Consider the following 17,177-nt stretch of genomic DNA (forward strand, 5'->3'; position numbering starts at 1 on the left):
TCTGGGTTGCGGAGACCATGAGATCACCTCGGAGACAAAGAAGTCGTATGCGCGCATACGAACCATTCTGTTGTCTTTTTGTGCTTCCATGGTCTCTTTTCTTTGTATAAGGAAAAGTACACAAGCAAGCTGAACATTGGCAGACTCTTCCCGCTGTCTAAATCGGAAATGATCGAGAGGGGTACTTAACACTATGAAATTCAAAAAAGTTGCGGCTCTGCTGTCGGTGTCGGCGTTAACGTCAAGCTTGTTAATCGGCTGCTCGTCTTCCCAGAGCTCCGAGCCTGGCTCAACCCCGGCGGCAGCCAAGCCGCTCGTAGAGGACACGTCGCCGATCACGATTCAATACTGGCATTCCCATGCCGAGAAGCAAATGCCGATCGTCAATACGATGATCGAGGAATTCAAGAAGAAATACCCGTACATTACGGTAGAACAGGTGTATCAAGGCGCCTATGCCGATCTGCACAAGAAGCTCCAGGCGGCCGTAGCCGCGAATGACGTACCCGCGGTGACCAACGTGGAGGTGGCCTCCCTGCCCAACTTCGCGGACAGCGGTACATTCGCCAACCTGACCCCTTTCATCGAGCGGGATAAGATCGACCTGAACGATTTTTCCAAAGGGATGCTTCAGGCTTATGCCTATAACAACAAACAGTATGGCTTCCCTCTAATCGTCAGCTCCAGCGTGTTTATCTACAACAAGACAATGCTGGACCAAATCGGGGTCAAGCCTCCGCAAGCATGGGCGGAAATCGAGGAGTTCAACAAGAAGGTGACGGTGAAGGAAGGCGGTAAAACGACGCGTTATGCCTTCTCGGTTCCCGGCTGGGATACGTGGTACTTCGATCCGTGGATTACGAACGGCGGCGGTATGATTCTGACTGCGGATAAGAAAAAGGTAGGCTTCGACCAGCCGGAGAGCTGGAGATGGATCGAGAACTTCCGCAAGTGGACGCTGGAGGGCTCGGTACATATGGGCTACGGGCCCGGAGCCTCCGACAACATGCGGCAGATGTTCCTGGATCAGAAGGTCGCAATGGTCGAGCATTCGTCCGCGACGTTAAAGGCCACATACCTCGACAACGCCAAGTTCGAAGTCGGCATGTCGTTCATTCCCGGGGACAAGGAGCGGAAGGCGCATATCGGCGGAGCCGGCATTGTCATTATGGATAAGGCGCCGGATAAGCAAAAGGAAGCCGCATGGAAGTTCGTACAATTTTTGACCAACAAGGAAAACAACATCCGGTGGGCGGATGGCACGGGCTACTTGCCGACGCATAAATCGGTCATCAACACGGACGAGGGCAAGAAGTATTTCGAGAAATGGCCGCAATACAAAGTGATTTTCGACAACTTCGATTATGTAGTAGGAAGGCCTCAGCATCCCGCTTATTCGGAGTTCAGCAAAAAGTATTTGGAAGTGGTCGGCAAGATGCTTCTGGAGAATGCGGACCCGCTTCCGCTTCTGAAAAACTCCGTTAAAGAAATGAACGATATTATAAAAGACTATCAGTAAGAGGACAGCGGCGATTCGGTCAAGCAGCCGTCAGATCAAGCCTTCTTGACCGTTCTGCCGCAGACGAGAGGTGTTGCCATGAAGGCGATAAAGGAACAGCGGGGAAATCCGCGGCCGCTGTCCGCGGGTACCCGAACCACGCGAACGAACTTCCGTTGGATCGAGGGGTTCAAGGATTTTAGCTTTGCCTTGCCCGCCTTGCTTGCTCTATTTATTTTTGTATACTACCCGCTACTCAATTCTTTCTATTTGAGCTTCACGAACTGGAATATGACGAGGCCGATCAAGAAGCTCGTCGGATTAGACAACTATGCGTATTTGCTTACTAGCGATACATTCTACAAGGTTTTGAAAATTACGTTTACTTATACGGTGCTGGACGTGACACTGACGCTCTCGCTCGGTCTGCTGCTCGCGTTATTGTTCAATCGCACCTCCAAGCTGTTCAATTTCATGCGTTCCCTTCTATTCATGCCGCACTATATTTCGATGGTTATCGTCGCAATGATCTTCCTATGGATATTTAACGGTCAGTACGGCGTATTGAATAAGCTGCTGGAGAAGCTGGGGATCGAGCCGGTCCTCTGGCTGATGAATCCGAAAACGGCGCTATGGGCGCTGATTGTCGTATCGGTGTGGAAGGGCGTCGGATTTACGATGATTATTTTCATCGCGGGCCTCAGAAGCGTGCCTCTGGATTACTATGAAGCATCGAGCATCGATGGGGCCACCAAGTGGCACCAATTCTGGAGCATTACTTTGCCGCTCCTGTCCCCGACGACGCTGTTTCTGTTCATCACCAACTTCATCTCCTCCATGCAAGTGTTCCAATCCGTGGACATTATGACGAACGGCGGACCGCTCGATGCCACGAAGGCCATGGTGTACTGGATCTACGAGATGGCGTTCGGCGAATTCAGGACGGGCAGAGCTTCGGCGCTTGTCATTATTTTCTTCCTGATCATTGTTCTGCTGACGATCCTGCAAATGTATGTGTCCCGCAAAAAAGTCCATTACGAAGGGTAGGTTGTCCCGTCATGAAAAGTACGATGATGCTCGTATCTACCCGTACCCTCATAGCCTCTATCGTTACCCTTTTCATGTTTTTCCCGATCTATTGGATGCTGATCACCGCCTTGAAGTCCCCGGAGGAACTGAGATTGGCCGTACCGACGTTCTGGCCGGAGACGTTCATGTGGTCCAACTTCCTGAACGTGTTCGAAACGATTCCTTTCGCCCGCTATGCCCTGAACACGATCATTCAGACCGTCGGCATCGTAGTGCTGCAGATCAATGTGGCGTTAATGGCCGCTTATGCTTTTGCCAAGGGGAATTTCATGGGACGAGATCCGTTGTTCCTGCTCGTGCTGGCCGCCCTGATCGTGCCGGACCAGGTAATATTCGTTCCGGTGTACGTCCTGCTGTCCAAGCTGGGATGGCTCAATACGTACTATGCGCTTATTGTTCCGCATGCTGCCTCGGCCTATGGAATTTTCCTGCTGCGTCAGATGTTCCGCTCCATCAACAACGACGTTATCGAGGCTGCGAAGATGGATGGGGCGAACCGAATGAAAATTTTGTACAGGATTTTGACGCCCATGGCGATGCCGACGGTTGTCACCTTGCTGGTGATCAGCTTCATCGGCAGTTGGAATTCGTACTTCTGGCCGCTCGTCATGACCAATTCGGACAAGATGCGCGTGCTCACGGTCGGACTGGCCAAGATGCGCGATTCCATCGGGGGCAACGAGGCGTTATCGATCCATCTGCTGATGGCCGCCAGCGTTACGGTCATCGTGCCGATCGTAGTGGTGTTCGTCTTCGCCCAGAAGCATATTATTGCCGCAATGTCGAATTCCACCTTCAAGTAGCTTCGACCCGCTATCGCAATCGCCGCAAACAACGTGGGAATTGTGTCAAGTCGGGATGCGAGTTGGACCGACATTAACGCCTGCGCGGCTTCACAACGCATACAAGACCTTCGCACACACGAAGGTCTTGCTCTCCCTAACAATATCGCTACATTCGCGGCCCCCGGCATACGTTGCGCCCCCCGCAATGACACGAATCATCCGGCTGATTTCGAACGAATCGACTCGCACCACGACACGAACGTTTCCGGCATGAAATGCCGGTAATGGCCGTGCGGACACGGCTCCCCATCCCCGTCCACCCGGATATCGTCCACGGCTATGCCGTGAGAACGAAGCAGCGAGGCGTACTTGACCGCATGCTCCTCCATCGGGAGCACCTGATCCGTCGACGACCAGACTAGCAGCGTCGGCGGCCAGTTGTACCCGATTCTGTTGTCCGAACCGGCCTTCTCCGGTACCGGTTCGCGGCACGGATCGGCATACCCGGCCTTCGACTCGAACTCGGCCGGATCGTCGGAGCCGATGCCGTATGCCCGCTTTACGCCATCCGGATGAGTGTGCATATAGGCATGCCGCAGATTGCAAAGCGGGTACTGGCCGATCACGCCGAGCACCCGACCGGTTCCCAACGCTCGCACCGCGCCTACCGTCGTCATAAAACCGTTGGATGCTCCGAGCATGAAGCCTTGCGGCTCCAGCCGGTACGTCGCGGTCATATGGTCGCAGAACGAAACGCAAGCGAGCCGGCTATGATTGTTGCCATACAGCAGATCTCCGTAATTTTGCGCGCCGCAAACGACGTATCCGGCATGCAAAAAAGCTTCGATCGTCGGGTTGGAATACCGCCGGTAACCGGGCGCCTCCCGGCGCAAATAGGCTCCACCGTTTTGCGCATCGACGCCGTACTGCGTCTTCCCGGTCCAGCTTGCCGTGCGCTCCGTTCCGTCCATTATCCATCCGTTGCCGTGATTGCACACGATCCAAGGATGAGGCTTTCCGTTAGGGTCGTACTCGTACGGCAGACGCACGAAGCACAAATCGTTGCCCTCTCCGCCGAACCGATAGACGAGCACATCCCCCGCTTTCCCGAGCGGCGGTGCGGCCTTCCCGCCGAACGAAGCCGCCCGTTCATCCGACGTCGACATACGCATTCTCCTCAAGCCGACCTCGCAGCTCGGTCCAATCGTATTCCAGCCTGACGATATCCGGCTTATCCCCGGTCGCATGAGGCGCATACGTAATCACATTAAACATCGTCCGTCCGTTCTCGCTGATAAAATATGGCTCCGGGTAATACGAATCGCCCGCCTCATTGTCATTCGTGTCCAATAGCACGTTCGACCCCAGCTTCAGACCATCGGGATCGAACCGGTACAGCTCGAGCGTACCGCGCGATTGTCCGGCGGGAATATTGCGGCACAGCAAATACATATCGCCGTCGCGCTCGAACAGCTTCGGTCTGCCGACATAATCGATCGAAGCGTGCCGGTCGGACAATACGGCCGAGGCTATTTTATTGAAATGCGCATCCGTAAGAAATGCCATCGTCCTGCGGTCGTACCCTCGCGCTATGAGGACGAATCCTTCTTTGTAGGCAAGCAGCGTGCTTTCGTTAAAATCGAACTCGAATTCGGCGTTCAAGTTTTTCAAATAGGTCCACGATTTCCCCGAATCCGCGGTTCGAATCGCGTGTACCGCCCTGACGCCTCCGGTCAGCTCGGCAAATGACATGACAAGCATGCTCATCGATCCGTCGGGAGTGGTCGCATCGTCGAACGAATAGCCGTACCGATAGCCGCCGACCTCCGGAAAATCGCCTTCGTCCGCAAACGTCTCTCCTTCATCGACGGACCGATACAGACGCAGCCCCGCCCGTTCCTTGGAGCCGCCATGCTGAACGTCTACATACATATGGATCGAGCCGTCCGGCATGCGCATCAGCTCCGGATTTTGGTTCACCTTGTCGAGTCCCGCGTCCACGACGCGCACCGCCGATACGTCCTTCGATACGGCGTCCAGCGTGACGACCTCGAGCGGCGCCCCAGCTTCCCGAAAATGCTTCTCCCCGTTTTTGTATGCGATCAGGATGCGGGTTCCCGTCCGCTTAAGTTCGAGCATCGAAGGAAACGCGTAGTACCGCTGCTCCTCGTACGCCCCTTCGCTGCCGACCAATATTTGCTTATGTTTCCTATTTAACCGCTGCATGCTCGTCGCCCCCTTCTATCATTTCGAACCGCCTCGTTATCGGCAAGCCCCTTAATGTTACGTAACGCTCGGCTCGCATTCCCGGACGTGCTTCATGATCTTCTCGTATATATCGCGGATGGCCGGACCGTCCGACGCCTTTGCGGTCGGCAGCGGCAAGCGCGGCTTGCCGCAATCGATGCCCCGAAGCTTGACGAGCTCTTTGACGGCGGCGAATAAGCCGATCGCTCGAATGTCCGTAATGATCTCGTTGATGACGAATTGCAGCCGCTGCGCTTCGGCGATATTTCCAGCGAGGAACTCGTTCTCCAGGCGGACGAACAGCTCCGGCATCGCGCCGTACGTTCCCCCGATACCCGCGCTGGCCCCCATGACTCTCCCTGCCAAATATTGCTGATCCGGGCCGTTGAACAGCAGGAAGCGCTCGCCGCCGATCGCTTTGAATTGCTGCAGCTCGTATACGTTGAACGTAGTCATCTTCATGCCGAGCAGCTTCTGGTTCGCAAGCATGGCCTTGAGCATGGCGGGAGACATATGAAAGCCGGTCGCTGCGGGAATGTAGTAGATGATAAAAGGCAGCGAGCAGCTGTCCATCATCGCGTCCCAATACGCTTGGACCGCTTCCTCGGTATAGGCATAGTAAAACGGCGGAATCGAGGATACGGCGTCGGCTCCCGCCTTTTCCGCATGCCGGGCCAATTGCACGCTCTCCTTCGTCGTGTTCGCCCCGATATGCGCCGTTACGGTCACGCGTCCGGCATTCGCCTCCAGCACCGCCTCCAGCATGATCTGCCGCTCCTCGACGCTTTGCAGAATGCCTTCTCCGGTTCCTCCTCCGACATACAGGCCGCTCACACCCTTGTCGATCAGAAAGCGGGTCAGCCGTTTGGCCGCTTCGGGAGCGATGTCCCCTTGCTCGTCGTAGCAGGAATTCATCGCGACGTGTACGCCCGAGAATTTGTTCGAATACAGCTGTACCATGGAAAACCTCCAAGCTCATTTTGGATGAGTGATTGCATATTCACGAATGAAGGAAGAAAAAACATATTTATATATCGAATTATAGTATTTACTTTCATAATACACAATATAATTTTATATTTCATTTACTGTTTGCCCATCATACCCCACATATAGCGCCTTCCAGCCATCCTCTAATATGAGGTTCGAATATTGGTCGGATCCCCCTCACAAAGCATACCGCGCGAAGCGAGCTTCGCATCGCGAAAAAACTGCAGTAGCATAATTCGCGAGCAGAAGCGCATGTTCCGCATAATCGGTGAAGGCGAACGGCCTCTGCAGGGGCTTGCAGGACCGCGAGACCGCGAATCCATCAAATAACGGAACTGGCGTATGTTATTTACCCCGAGTACCGATGTCGGTCGCAAATAACGGAAAATTCGCGAACAGAAGCACATGTTCCGCATAATCGGTGAAGGCGAACGACCTCTGCAGGGGTTTGCAGGACCGCGAGACCGCGAATCCATCAAATAACGGAACTGGCGTATGTTATTTACCCCGAGTACCGATGTCGGTCGCAAATAACGGAAACCCGCTCCGCTATTCCACCGTTCACGATCATTTTCATCCCGAAAGATCGAGATAACGGAAGTCTGTTCCGCTATCCTCAAGAGCGTGACGGAATTCGGGACAATAGCGGAATACAGTTCCTCTATTTACCGCAACATGTTGCACCTGCTCCTCCATCTATTTGCCCAAGAATTGGACCAAATACCGCAATGAGGTGTTACTGCTTAGGTAGAGACAGCCGGCCGACACTCAAGATAACGGACAACCAAGGACCTTATCGGGCGAAAAAGGGGCGACTTCGTAAGCGAACGGACACCGGAGACCTTATTTCGTGAAACGAGGCGCTTTCCGGCCCGTTTCCGAGCCGATAAAGGCTCTCCTGACCGTTACCGGATCGATAGGGGCATTCACTCCAATAGCGTCACTCCTGTTCGTTAGCCCGGGCGACAGTTGACTGCTGCATTCCCCATCCGGCGGACCACTTGCTAGGGGCCATGCTTGGGTAAGGGCTCCTTCACCCGAGTAGTAGCAATGGGGTTCACTAATAAGCAAATTTGGTTCACGGTTTCACCGGTAGACTGGTGCGTCAGTCCAAAACCGGCATCCGTCCCCATACCGGCTTCCGGATACGGGCAGCTGTCGCGACGATCATGGATTTCAGCCTTCGATACCGGTCCCGATAAACCTGTCATGAATGTCCCCGATCGAAATATGCTCTTAGTAAGAAAACCATTCATCGACGTCTTGCGAAGAAGAGCGGCCGCGATTCGGCGGAAGCTTTCTTGGTTCGGAATGTCGCAGTCCGCTTGATCGAAGCATCACTTTTCAGCTATATCCCTAATCGAACTTAACATTCCGAATCGTTAAAGCGCTTTCAGATTAAGCGACAACTATTCCGCAAAGGAGAGGAACAGCATGCACGTACTCGACTGGGTTGTCATGGGACTCTATTTCCTTCTAATGATCGGCATCGGCGTCTGGTCGTATCGGCAGGTGAAGGGCACGGGCGATTTTTTCACGGCGGGAGGCCGCATGCCGTGGTGGCTGTCGGGCATCTCGCACCATATGTCCGGATACAGCGCGGCCGTGTTCGTCGCTTATGCGGGCGTCGCCTACAAGTACGGCTTCACACTGTACATCTGGTGGGCCGTTCCGGTGGCGATCGCCGTCTTCGTCGGCGCCAGGTGGATCGCCCCCCGCTGGTCCCGACTGCGGCAGCGGCTGAACATCGAATCGCCGACGGAATATTTGGCGAAACGGTACAACGTCCCGACCCAGCAAATCATGGCATGGAGCGGTGTGCTGCTGAAGCTATTCGACGTCGGCGCGAAGTGGGCGGCGATCGCAGTCATTCTGAACGTATTCGCCGACGTTCCGCTGACGACCGGCATTATCGTATCCGGTGCCTTGTCGCTCTTGTATATTACGATCGGCGGACTATGGGCGGATGCCTTGACCGACTTCGCCCACTCGCGGCGCCCAACGGCAAAGAAGCGCGCAAGGCCGCTTACTTGTCCTCCGCCCTCTACTTGATATGGCCGCTGATCCTGTTTTTCCCGATGTGGGCCGCTCCGATCTTCTATCCGTCGCTCGCCGACCCGAACCAGTCCTACTCGATGATGGCGATGGATTTGCTGCCGCCCGGCCTGATCGGGCTCGTGCTCGCATCGATGTTCGCGCATACGATGGCCATGACGACGTCGGATGCGAACGCGATCACGTCGGTCGTCACCCGCGACATTTTGCCCAGACTGTTTGCCCGCTTCCGCAACCTGAACGGCAAAGCGTCGCTGCTCGCCGCACGCGTCACCCTCGTCGTCTTCACCTCGCTGACGCTTCTCGTCGCGGTCAACCAGAGCGACTTCGGCGGCATTCTCGGCCTGCTCATCACATGGTTCGGAGCGCTCATCGGGCCGATCTCGATTCCGATGCTGCTCGGCCTCCTTCCCGCATTCAAGCGCAGCGGATCGGCGGCCGCGATCGTCTCTTGGGCGGGCGGACTGCTGACGTTCGGCTATGTGAAATATATAATGGAGGCGGCCTCTACCGCCACCCTCGTCGCTTCGCCCGTAATCGTATCGGCCGTGCTCTTCATCGGCCTCGGCATGGCTACGCACAAGCACAGCGTGCCGGCCGAAGTCGACGAGCTGGTCGACTCGCTGAACGAAGATATGAAATGAGGCGGCAGGCTGCTTGCCGGTTCCATGAAAACGCCGTTTGATCCAGCGCACCCGCACGGCGGCGAGGCGAACGGCGCGGCAAATGCCGAAGAAGCGATTCGTTGCGCGTGAAAAAAGCGAAGTATCGGGCGTTGCCGTTTTGGATCGGATGCACGAAGAGCTTTTACATGCGGATAAAGAGAAAACATCCGGCCCGCGCCCTGAGGCGAAACCGGATGTTTTCCTTATATGAGGCGCTCCGCCGCGCTTCCTGCTGCGCTGCGCCTTACTTTTGGCCTACCCACTCCTTCATCCACCATTCCCGGTCCGGCGCGTAATCGTGTCCGTAAGGGTCGTTCGGATCCGGGCCGACCAAAATAAATTTGCTCCACCAGAAAATGCCCGCCCCGTTCACGCCGTTTTTGACGATTCTCGGGTCCGATCCCCGGTCGATCGCCAGCTGCTCCCGGGCCATCTTCAGCCCTTTCGCCGCGTTGACAATGTTTTCGACCGCGGGATCGTGATACACCGTGCCGTCTTCCGCCACTTTTTTCTCGTAAGCGGGCATAGTCGGATTCAGCATCGTGGTCGGCCGGCTGCTGTTCGCGATGGCGTGCGCGTACCGAATTATCGTCGATTTCCACAGCTGCTGGTACGTTTCCGCGGAAACGACCGGGGAGCCCCAGCCCATCTGATCGTACATCATCGGGTTCAGCATGTTGAATATGCCGGCCATTTCCGTTACGTAGGCGTCGGACCAAACGGCCGGATCGGCCGGAGAGGCGATCGAATAAATGGCCGTCTCGTTCAGCGCGCCCCGCACATGCTGCGCCGTCGCCATAAGCACCGGATCATTCGGCAGGAATCCTTCGATGTCGAGCTGAATGCCGTCCGCCTTATACCATTTCCCTTCGTATAGTACGCCTTGATTGACGATTTTGTCGGCGAATGCCCGCAGGTTGTCGTTGAAGACGGCGTTCCCGAAGTTCGGATTGCTTACCCGCTGGCCGTTTTGCCAAAAATACCGCTGGCCGTAATTGACGGTGGCGATAATTTTTTGGCCGGGGTCCGTTTCCCGCGAAAGTTTCATCCAGCGGCCGAGCTGCGCGTAGCCTTCCTCCGGCAGCGTGCCGTTGTAGGCGTCATTGCTGTTCGCGAGAATGCCGATATCCGCCAGCTGGTATTTGATTTTATATTTTTGCAGCTCCAGCACGCGCTGTTTCATCTGCGCATCCGTCAAAGGCTCGACCCCGCTAAACCAATAAGAGTTCAAATAGGCCGTATTGTTCGCTTGCCGCGCCACGCCCGGTTTGTCGCCTCCGCTGCCGGTGCCGCCAACGACGCTCGCTTTGTACGTAATTTCTTCCGTCTGCTTCCAGATCAGCTCCTCCGTCCGTTTCACCGTCCATTCCACGCTGCCGCCTTGACCCGTATCCGTCATCGTCTGAGCGTCCGTCTGTTCCTGCCCGTACGCGGTCAACGTAAACAAGGACGACAACAGGGCGACCAGCATGAACAACATTGCCGATTTGCGCTTGATCATCGCTTATCCTCTCCTTGATGCCAGTATCTTGATGCCAAAGCATGATAAGATGGACCTCCTTTCTCCTCCATTTTATAGCGCTTTCAAGGAAATTTTTAGCACTCCGATCAACGAAAAATTGCACTTTTCACCGATGGAGACAAAAAGGGCTCGGGCTCTTCCGCTTGAACGGCGCTATCCCTCCGTAAACTTCGGGATCACGATCTTGATCGAGGTGCCGATGCCTCGCCCGCTCCGGATCGAGACGCCGAACGGCTCCCCGAACTGCAAACGGATGCGCTCGTGCACGTTGCGGATGCCGTAGCCGGCTTTGACGCCGGAAGAGGCGAAAATACTCTCGATTTTGCCCGGCGGCATGCCGACGCCGTCATCGATGATTTGGAACACGATCGACTCGTCCTGCGCATAGCCCCATACTTTCAGCCAAATCGGTTCGCCGCCGTACCACGAATGCTCCAGCACGTTCTCGATGAACGGCTGCAAAATAAGCTTGATCGTATCGTACCGGAACAACCCCTCGTCGATCCGGAAACTGAAGCGAAGCCGGTCTCTATGCTTGATACGCTGAATGTCGACATACGCCCGCGCCTGCTGCCACTCATCCTCGATCGGGATGATCGCGCGCCCGTCGCTCAGCGTAAGCCGGTAAAACTTCGCAAGCGCCATCACCATGTCGTGCAGCTTGCCGATTTCCCCGAACTTCGCCAGACGGCTGATCGAGGACAGCGTGTTGTACAAAAAATGCGGGTTGATTTGCGCCTGCAGCGCCGCCAGCTCGGCTTCCCGTTTGCGCAAATTGGCGACGTACACGTCGCGGATCAGCATGTCGGTATGCTCCCCCACCTCGTTCAACGCGCGAAAAATGCGGGCGAATTCGTCGCCGCCGGAATCGACTGTCCGCCGCCGGAAGTCGCCCTCGCGGAAAGCTTCGAGCACGGCCACGACTTTCGCGACCCGGCTTGCGAAAAACCGCGAGACGACAATGCCGAGCATCGCCAAAAACAGAAAGCTGACGATGCAGACGAACAGCGTCAAATTGCGCACCTTGGCCGCCCCGCTCTCGACGAGCCGGTTCGGGACGTAGGCCGCGATCGTCCAGCCAAGCTCGGTAACCGTCTCCTCGACGGTAAAAAAGCGCCCCGTCTTACCGCTTTGCGGCGGCGGATCGCCGGAGGCGTACATCAGCTCGCGCTTTTCGCTCAGGACGGCGATGTAGCTCGCGTCGCCGATTTTTTGCGCGTCGATCGTCTTGAACAGCTCGCCGATTTTTACCGTAATGCGGATCAAGCCGAGCGGGGTCAGCCGGTATTCGTCGTTCAGCCGGCGCACGAGCGAAATGTTGCGGAATGCCGTATCCGTTTCGATCTGCATGAAGCGCGCGTTCGCGTCGGGCTTCCCCTCCGCGCCCGGAAGCCCGGCGTACCAGGAGCGGTCCGCGATCCTCCCGATATGGTACAGCTCGAACTTGCCGACCTTCGTTTGCAGCGGGTCGGAGTCCTGGTTTTGGGCATAGTAAATTTCCGGCAGCGTGCCGCTCGCGACGTAGACGGACAGCCAGATCGGGACGCCGGTCGCGTTCACCGTGCCGAGCAGCTTCGGCTTCAAATAGTTCGTCGTCGCCTCGTAGCTCGACCAGCCTTCCTCGTAGCCGCGCAAATATTGCTGCATCTTCTGGTCGTAATAGAGCAGGCCGGAGACGCGCTTCAAATCTTCCAGCGTGTAGGCGACGTTGTCTTTCATTTGCCGCAGCGTCCCCTGGATGCCCGCGGAAAACTGCTCCTTGACGGACCGCCGCGTCGACGTATACGCGTACGTGCCGATCAGCACGACCGGAATGAGCACGAACGCCAAATAAGACAAGACGAGCTTTTGTCCGAACGAGATCGTCCCGGACCGCATGTCAGCACCGCCTCCGGTATTCGCCCGGTGTCATGCCGAACGTTTCCTTGAAATGACGGCTGAAATACGGAAGGCTGCGGTAGCCGACCAGGCCGGCGACCTCGTACACTTTCAGCTTCGGGTCCTGCAGCAGCAGCCTCGCCTTTTCCAGACGTCTGGCGATGACATAATCGCTGAAATTGATCCCGGTTTCTTCCTTGAACAGGTGGCCCAAATAGTTCGGAGCGAACGAAAACCGGTTCGCGGCGTCGCGCACCGTAACGGCGCCGTCGAGACGGTCCTCGACGTACCGCTTGATTTCCTCGACGAGCCGACCGTTTTTTTTGACCCGTTTGCGGTACAGCTTCTCGGAAATTTCGAACACTTTGCGCCGCAGCCAGCTTCTCACGTCTTCGGCCGTTTCGAAACGGAACAGCAGCTCCATGCTCTGCAGCTCCGTGTCCGTCAGCTCGTAAAAATTTTCGTTGAACTCGCGTAAATAATCGTCCAGCTTGGCGATCGCGTGCAGGACGAAATGATACACCGCGTGCTTCGTGCCTACGCCGCTTGCCAGCGCGAACAAATCGCCGGTGGCGTCGTCGAGCCGGACGAGCTCGTAGCGCGATATCGCCGCGAACATGTCGTCCAAAACGGCGCCCAACTCCGCGACGTCCCGCGCGACGCCCGGGTCGCGGTCGCCCGGCCCGATCAAGCGGCCTTTGCCGTAAAACATTTTGCATGCCAGCGCCTCCGCCGCCTGCGCGTACGAACGGTGCAATTCCGCAAGTCCGGCGGCCGGCTCCCCGAGGCTCGCCGTCACGGATACGCCCGTCCGCGCCTGCATGTCCGCGACAATGCGTTCGGGCAAGGAGAGCTGCTCCGGCCCGGTCAGAAGCAGCGCGATGCGACGCCCTTCGGCCTTGCGGCAGTATTCGGTTCCGAACGAGCGGACGATGCCGAGCAGCGCGTCGAACCATCGCTCCATCGTGGCGGCGCGTTCCTCCTCCCGACAGGCGTGCAGCCTGATGTCGAGATCGTCGATTTCGAACAAGGCGACCGCCGCGGGAAACGGAATCCGGTCGAGGCCGTATTGCAGCAGGAGCGATAAGGCCGGCTCTCCGTCCGTCCTTCCTTCGAGCAGGCGGCCGAGCAGCTCGTTTTGCATATACGGCACGGACTGCCGAAACGTCCGCTCCAAGCTTTCGCCGAGCCGTTCCCGGTCGAGCGACTCCACAGCCGTTCGCAGCGCCTGCGCCATGTCTTCGTCGTCGACCGGCTTGAGCACATAGCTGCAGGCGTTCATCTTGATCGCTTGCTTCGCATACTGAAAATCGGCATAGCCGCTCACGAATACGACCTTCAGCCCGGGACGCAGCGCGGCCGCTTGCCTCGCAAGCTCCAGGCCGGACATATTCGGCATTTGGATATCGGTCACGAGTACGTCGATCGTCTCCCGGCTCATCACGTCCAGGGCCGCAAAGCCGCTGTTCACCGCGGCCGCGACTTCCATCCCCAGCTCTTCCCACGGCGTAAAGCGGCGAAGCCCGTCCAGGTCGAGCTGCTCGTCGTCGGCGAGCAACACTTTGTACATGCGCGGTCGTTCCTTTCCGAAGCGTGATCGGCGGCGGAGAACCGCTCCCCGCCCCGTATCATCTATACGTACGGCCCGGCCCCGTTATCCTGCTACTTGACGCCCATTTTGGCGCGATTTTCGCGCCGTTTGGCGGTCTTATCCTGCAGAAGCCTGCCGCACCCGGCCACCTTTGCCTCTTTGTCCGCCCGGTCGAGGATAAGATCGCATCGGCGTCGGTAGCGGCCGCAATCGCTTTCGCCCTCGCTTCGACATAAATCTCCCTGACGACTTCGGCGATGCGGCAAGTATCACCGATCTATACAACGAACAATCTCGCTATTTCGCACCCATTTTTTTCAGGTTCTCCCGCCATTTGTCCGTCTTGTATTTCAACAGCTTGGCGTAGCCCGCCTGGTTCGCGTCCTTGTTCGCCTTGTCGAGCAGGACGCTTACTTCGTCGTCGCTTTTCGCGTACAGCATTTTCGCTCTCGCTTCGGCGTAAATGTCCTGCACCCTTTGGGCGATAATGCCTTCCTCCGAATCGGGCGCCGGGTCAAGGTTGATGAACTCGGTTACGTTGTACGACGTTTTGCGGGTAACCGCGCTTTGCGCCGCCGCTCCCCAATCTTCCTTGCCCGGGGGATACTGCTGCATGACCCGATCGTTAATCCCGCTCAAAAACGAGGAGTTGCCGGCCCATGTAAACGTATCCCACACTCCGAGCAGCCGCGCCACCTCCTCCGAATGATCGAAATATTCCTTTTTCAGCTTCGGGGTGCCGAGCTCGTCGACTCCTTGCCAGTACGTGCCTTCCGGTCCGAAGTTGATCAGCCGCTGTCCTTCTTCCCCGGTCAGCCAGTCCAAGTAGGCGAATATGCCTTCCGGATTTTTGGCGCGAGTCGTAATGACATTCACATTCCAGCCGAGCACGTCGTACCCCGTCGCCCATACTTTGTTTTTGTCCACCGCTTCCTTGCGTAGCGGCCAAATGATCGAATAGCCCGCTTCCGCATCTTTCGCCATCAGTGCGACGGTGCCGCGCTTGCCGAGATCGGTTACGTTAAACGCCGCCGCGACGGCGACCCGTCCGGCCGTCACTTTTTCCCGCACCTGGTCGAGCGTCTGCGTCAGCGCGTCCTGCGTCATCAGCTTTTCGCGGTACAGCCTGCTGGCGAACTGCATCGTCTCCTTGTAGACCGGGTCGACGAACAGCGACGTCAGCTGACCGCCTTGCGGCACCGCCAGTTGGGAAAGGAACTGGGTCGGATGGTCTGCCGCGAAGCCGGAGTACAGCACGTCGATCCCTTGCCCGGCTATCGTCACCTCAAACGGGACGACGTTCGGGTAGCTTTCCTTCACCTTTTTCAGGTAGGCGTACAGGTCGTCGAACGTTTCCAGCTTCGGCGAGCCGAGCTCCTTGTATATTTTTTTGTTGACAATATAGCCGCCGTTGCCGGTCGGAAGCTTCGTGTACCAGTTCGGAAACTGGTACAGCTTGCCGTCCTCGGACCGAAGCAGGCCGATCGCGGCAGACGACGCCCATTTTTTCAAATTCGGGTATTTTTCCAAATACGGATCGAGCGCCACGAGCTTGCCGGCTTTGCGCAGCCGTTCCACATCGGGTCCCCGCTCGGTGAAAATGACGTCCGGCAGCTCGTCTGCGGCGATCATCGTGTTCAGCTTTTGCGCCGCCGCGCCGCCGGACGGAATGGCGGTCACGTTCACCTTCTTGTTGTCCTTGATCCATTTCGTCGCCATATCTCCCCCCCACGGCTGCATCGTGTACCAGTCATAGCTGCCGTAAAAGCTGAACGATAGCGGCGTTTCGCCGAACGCGAACTTGCCTTCCGCATTGTCCGACCGCCCGGTGTCCCCGCCGTCCCCTTTGTCGCAGCCGGCTGCGGCCACGGCGAGGCCGAGCGCCGCCGCGAGCAGGGCGGATTTGCCGTTCGAGACGTTCATGCCGTTCCCTCCAATCGCAAATTCCCGCAATTATAAAATTCACTCCTTCAACGAGCCGACGAGCACGCCTTTGACGAAATATTTTTGCAGAAACGGATAGACGAGGACGACCGGAATCGTCGCGACCATCATCGTCGCCATCGTCAGCGACTTCGTCGTGACGCCCGCCATTCTCGCCATATGCTCCTGGGCCGCCGCGTTCGTCTGCATCAGTTGCTCGGACATAATGTTCGAGTTCATGATTTGCTGAAGCACCGTCTGGATCGGCAGCAGCTCCGGCGTCGAGATGAAAATGCCGGCCGTAAACCAATCGTTCCAATGATACACCGCCGTAAACAGCGATAGCGTGGCGATGACCGGGCCGGAGAGCGGAGCGACGATTTTGAAAAAAATGCCGAAATGGCCGCAACCGTCGATTTTCGCCGACTCTTCGAGACCGGCCGGAAGCGCCGCGAAAAACGTGCGGAATACGATCATGTTCCAGACGCTGATCAACGACGGGACGATCATTACCCAGAAGCTGTTCATCATGCCGAGCTCGCGGTTCAGCAAAAAAAACGGGATGAGCCCGCCGCTGAAATACAGCGTGACGATGCAAAACACCATATACCCTTTTTTGCCGATCAGCCCCCGGACCGACATGCCGTAGCCGAACATCGCCGTAAACCATATCGAAAGCGCCGTGCCGACGACCGTTCGCGTCGCCGAGACGAGAAATGCGTTCGACAGCCGTTTGTCCTGAAAGACGATCGCGTAATTTTCCAGCGTAAACTGCCGCGGCCATACGGTCAGCCCGCCCAATGCCGTATCCGCGCCCGTATTGAACGAGATGACGAGCGCGTTCCAGAACGGATACAGGGTGGCGGCCCCGAACGCGGCCAGCAGCGCGTAAATCGATGCCTGCATCATCCGGTCCCCCCGGCTCGGCTTCATG

General features: G+C 56.9%; 13 protein-coding genes. 5 read left to right on the forward strand and 8 right to left on the reverse strand.

Annotated features, from left to right (window positions below; all coding sequences use genetic code 11):
* Positions 1-193 precede the first annotated feature (193 nt).
* The 3 genes from FE784_RS26660 to FE784_RS26670 all read left to right on the forward strand — a co-directional run bounded on the left by FE784_RS26660 (position 194) and on the right by FE784_RS26670 (position 3,390).
* Positions 194-1,519: an ABC transporter substrate-binding protein gene (locus FE784_RS26660; protein WP_139605299.1), complete on the forward strand. Its 1,326-nt coding sequence runs from the start codon at positions 194-196 to the stop codon at positions 1,517-1,519.
* A gap of 78 nt (positions 1,520-1,597) precedes the next feature.
* A complete protein-coding gene (locus tag FE784_RS26665) occupies positions 1,598-2,545 on the forward strand; it encodes a carbohydrate ABC transporter permease (protein ID WP_139605300.1) in 948 nt (315 codons plus the stop codon).
* Between the two features lie 11 nt (positions 2,546-2,556).
* Positions 2,557-3,390, forward strand: coding sequence for a carbohydrate ABC transporter permease (locus FE784_RS26670; protein ID WP_139605301.1), 834 nt, complete (start codon positions 2,557-2,559; stop codon positions 3,388-3,390).
* Positions 3,391-3,587: 197 nt separating this feature from the next.
* On the opposite strand, the gene FE784_RS26675 is transcribed toward FE784_RS26670, so the two are convergent.
* The 3 genes from FE784_RS26675 to FE784_RS26685 are packed head-to-tail and all read right to left on the reverse strand — an operon-like array spanning position 3,588 to position 6,579.
* Positions 3,588-4,538, reverse strand: a complete 951-nt coding sequence (locus FE784_RS26675; RefSeq protein ID WP_139605302.1) for a hypothetical protein — start codon at positions 4,536-4,538, stop codon at positions 3,588-3,590.
* Positions 4,522-5,598, reverse strand: a complete 1,077-nt coding sequence (locus FE784_RS26680) for a sialidase family protein (protein ID WP_139605303.1) — start codon at positions 5,596-5,598, stop codon at positions 4,522-4,524. Before FE784_RS26680 ends, FE784_RS26675 begins: the two co-directional genes overlap by 17 nt.
* Positions 5,599-5,655: 57 nt before the next feature.
* Positions 5,656-6,579, reverse strand: a complete 924-nt coding sequence (locus FE784_RS26685) for a dihydrodipicolinate synthase family protein (protein ID WP_139605304.1) — start codon at positions 6,577-6,579, stop codon at positions 5,656-5,658.
* A 1,464-nt stretch (positions 6,580-8,043) separates the two neighbouring features.
* Between FE784_RS26685 and FE784_RS42080 the strand changes: the two genes are divergently transcribed.
* Both FE784_RS42080 and FE784_RS42085 read left to right on the forward strand, forming a co-directional pair.
* The gene (locus FE784_RS42080) at positions 8,044-8,661 is read left to right on the forward strand and encodes a sodium:solute symporter family transporter (RefSeq protein WP_246132193.1); all 618 of its coding nucleotides are present in this window, start codon (positions 8,044-8,046) and stop codon (positions 8,659-8,661) included.
* On the forward strand, positions 8,568-9,308 hold the full coding sequence (locus FE784_RS42085) for a sodium:solute symporter family transporter (RefSeq protein WP_246132194.1): 741 nt from the start codon (positions 8,568-8,570) through the stop codon (positions 9,306-9,308). The genes FE784_RS42080 and FE784_RS42085 overlap by 94 nt, the downstream gene beginning before the upstream one ends.
* 265 nt (positions 9,309-9,573) lie before the next feature.
* Here FE784_RS42085 and FE784_RS26695 read toward each other — a convergent pair whose 3' ends face one another.
* From FE784_RS26695 to FE784_RS26715, 5 genes are all read right to left on the reverse strand, one after another.
* Complete coding sequence (locus tag FE784_RS26695) at positions 9,574-10,830, reverse strand: glycoside hydrolase family 18 protein (protein WP_139605305.1); 1,257 nt, start codon at positions 10,828-10,830, stop codon at positions 9,574-9,576.
* A 174-nt stretch (positions 10,831-11,004) separates the two neighbouring features.
* Complete coding sequence (locus FE784_RS26700) at positions 11,005-12,729, reverse strand: sensor histidine kinase (protein ID WP_139605306.1); 1,725 nt, start codon at positions 12,727-12,729, stop codon at positions 11,005-11,007.
* Between the two features lies 1 nt (position 12,730).
* Entirely contained in the window at positions 12,731-14,299 is a 1,569-nt protein-coding gene (locus tag FE784_RS26705) for a response regulator (RefSeq protein WP_139605307.1), read from the reverse strand.
* 318 nt (positions 14,300-14,617) lie between these two features.
* Entirely contained in the window at positions 14,618-16,243 is a 1,626-nt protein-coding gene (locus FE784_RS26710; protein ID WP_139605308.1) for an extracellular solute-binding protein, read from the reverse strand.
* Between the two features lie 39 nt (positions 16,244-16,282).
* Positions 16,283-17,176 carry a carbohydrate ABC transporter permease gene (locus FE784_RS26715; protein WP_139605309.1) on the reverse strand — a complete coding sequence of 298 codons (894 nt, stop codon included), beginning with the start codon at positions 17,174-17,176 and terminating at the stop codon, positions 16,283-16,285.
* Position 17,177 lies beyond the last annotated feature (1 nt).

Origin of the sequence: Paenibacillus hemerocallicola (genome assembly GCF_006265175.1) — a bacterium.
GTDB lineage: Bacteria > Bacillota > Bacilli > Paenibacillales > NBRC-103111 > Paenibacillus_AB > Paenibacillus_AB hemerocallicola.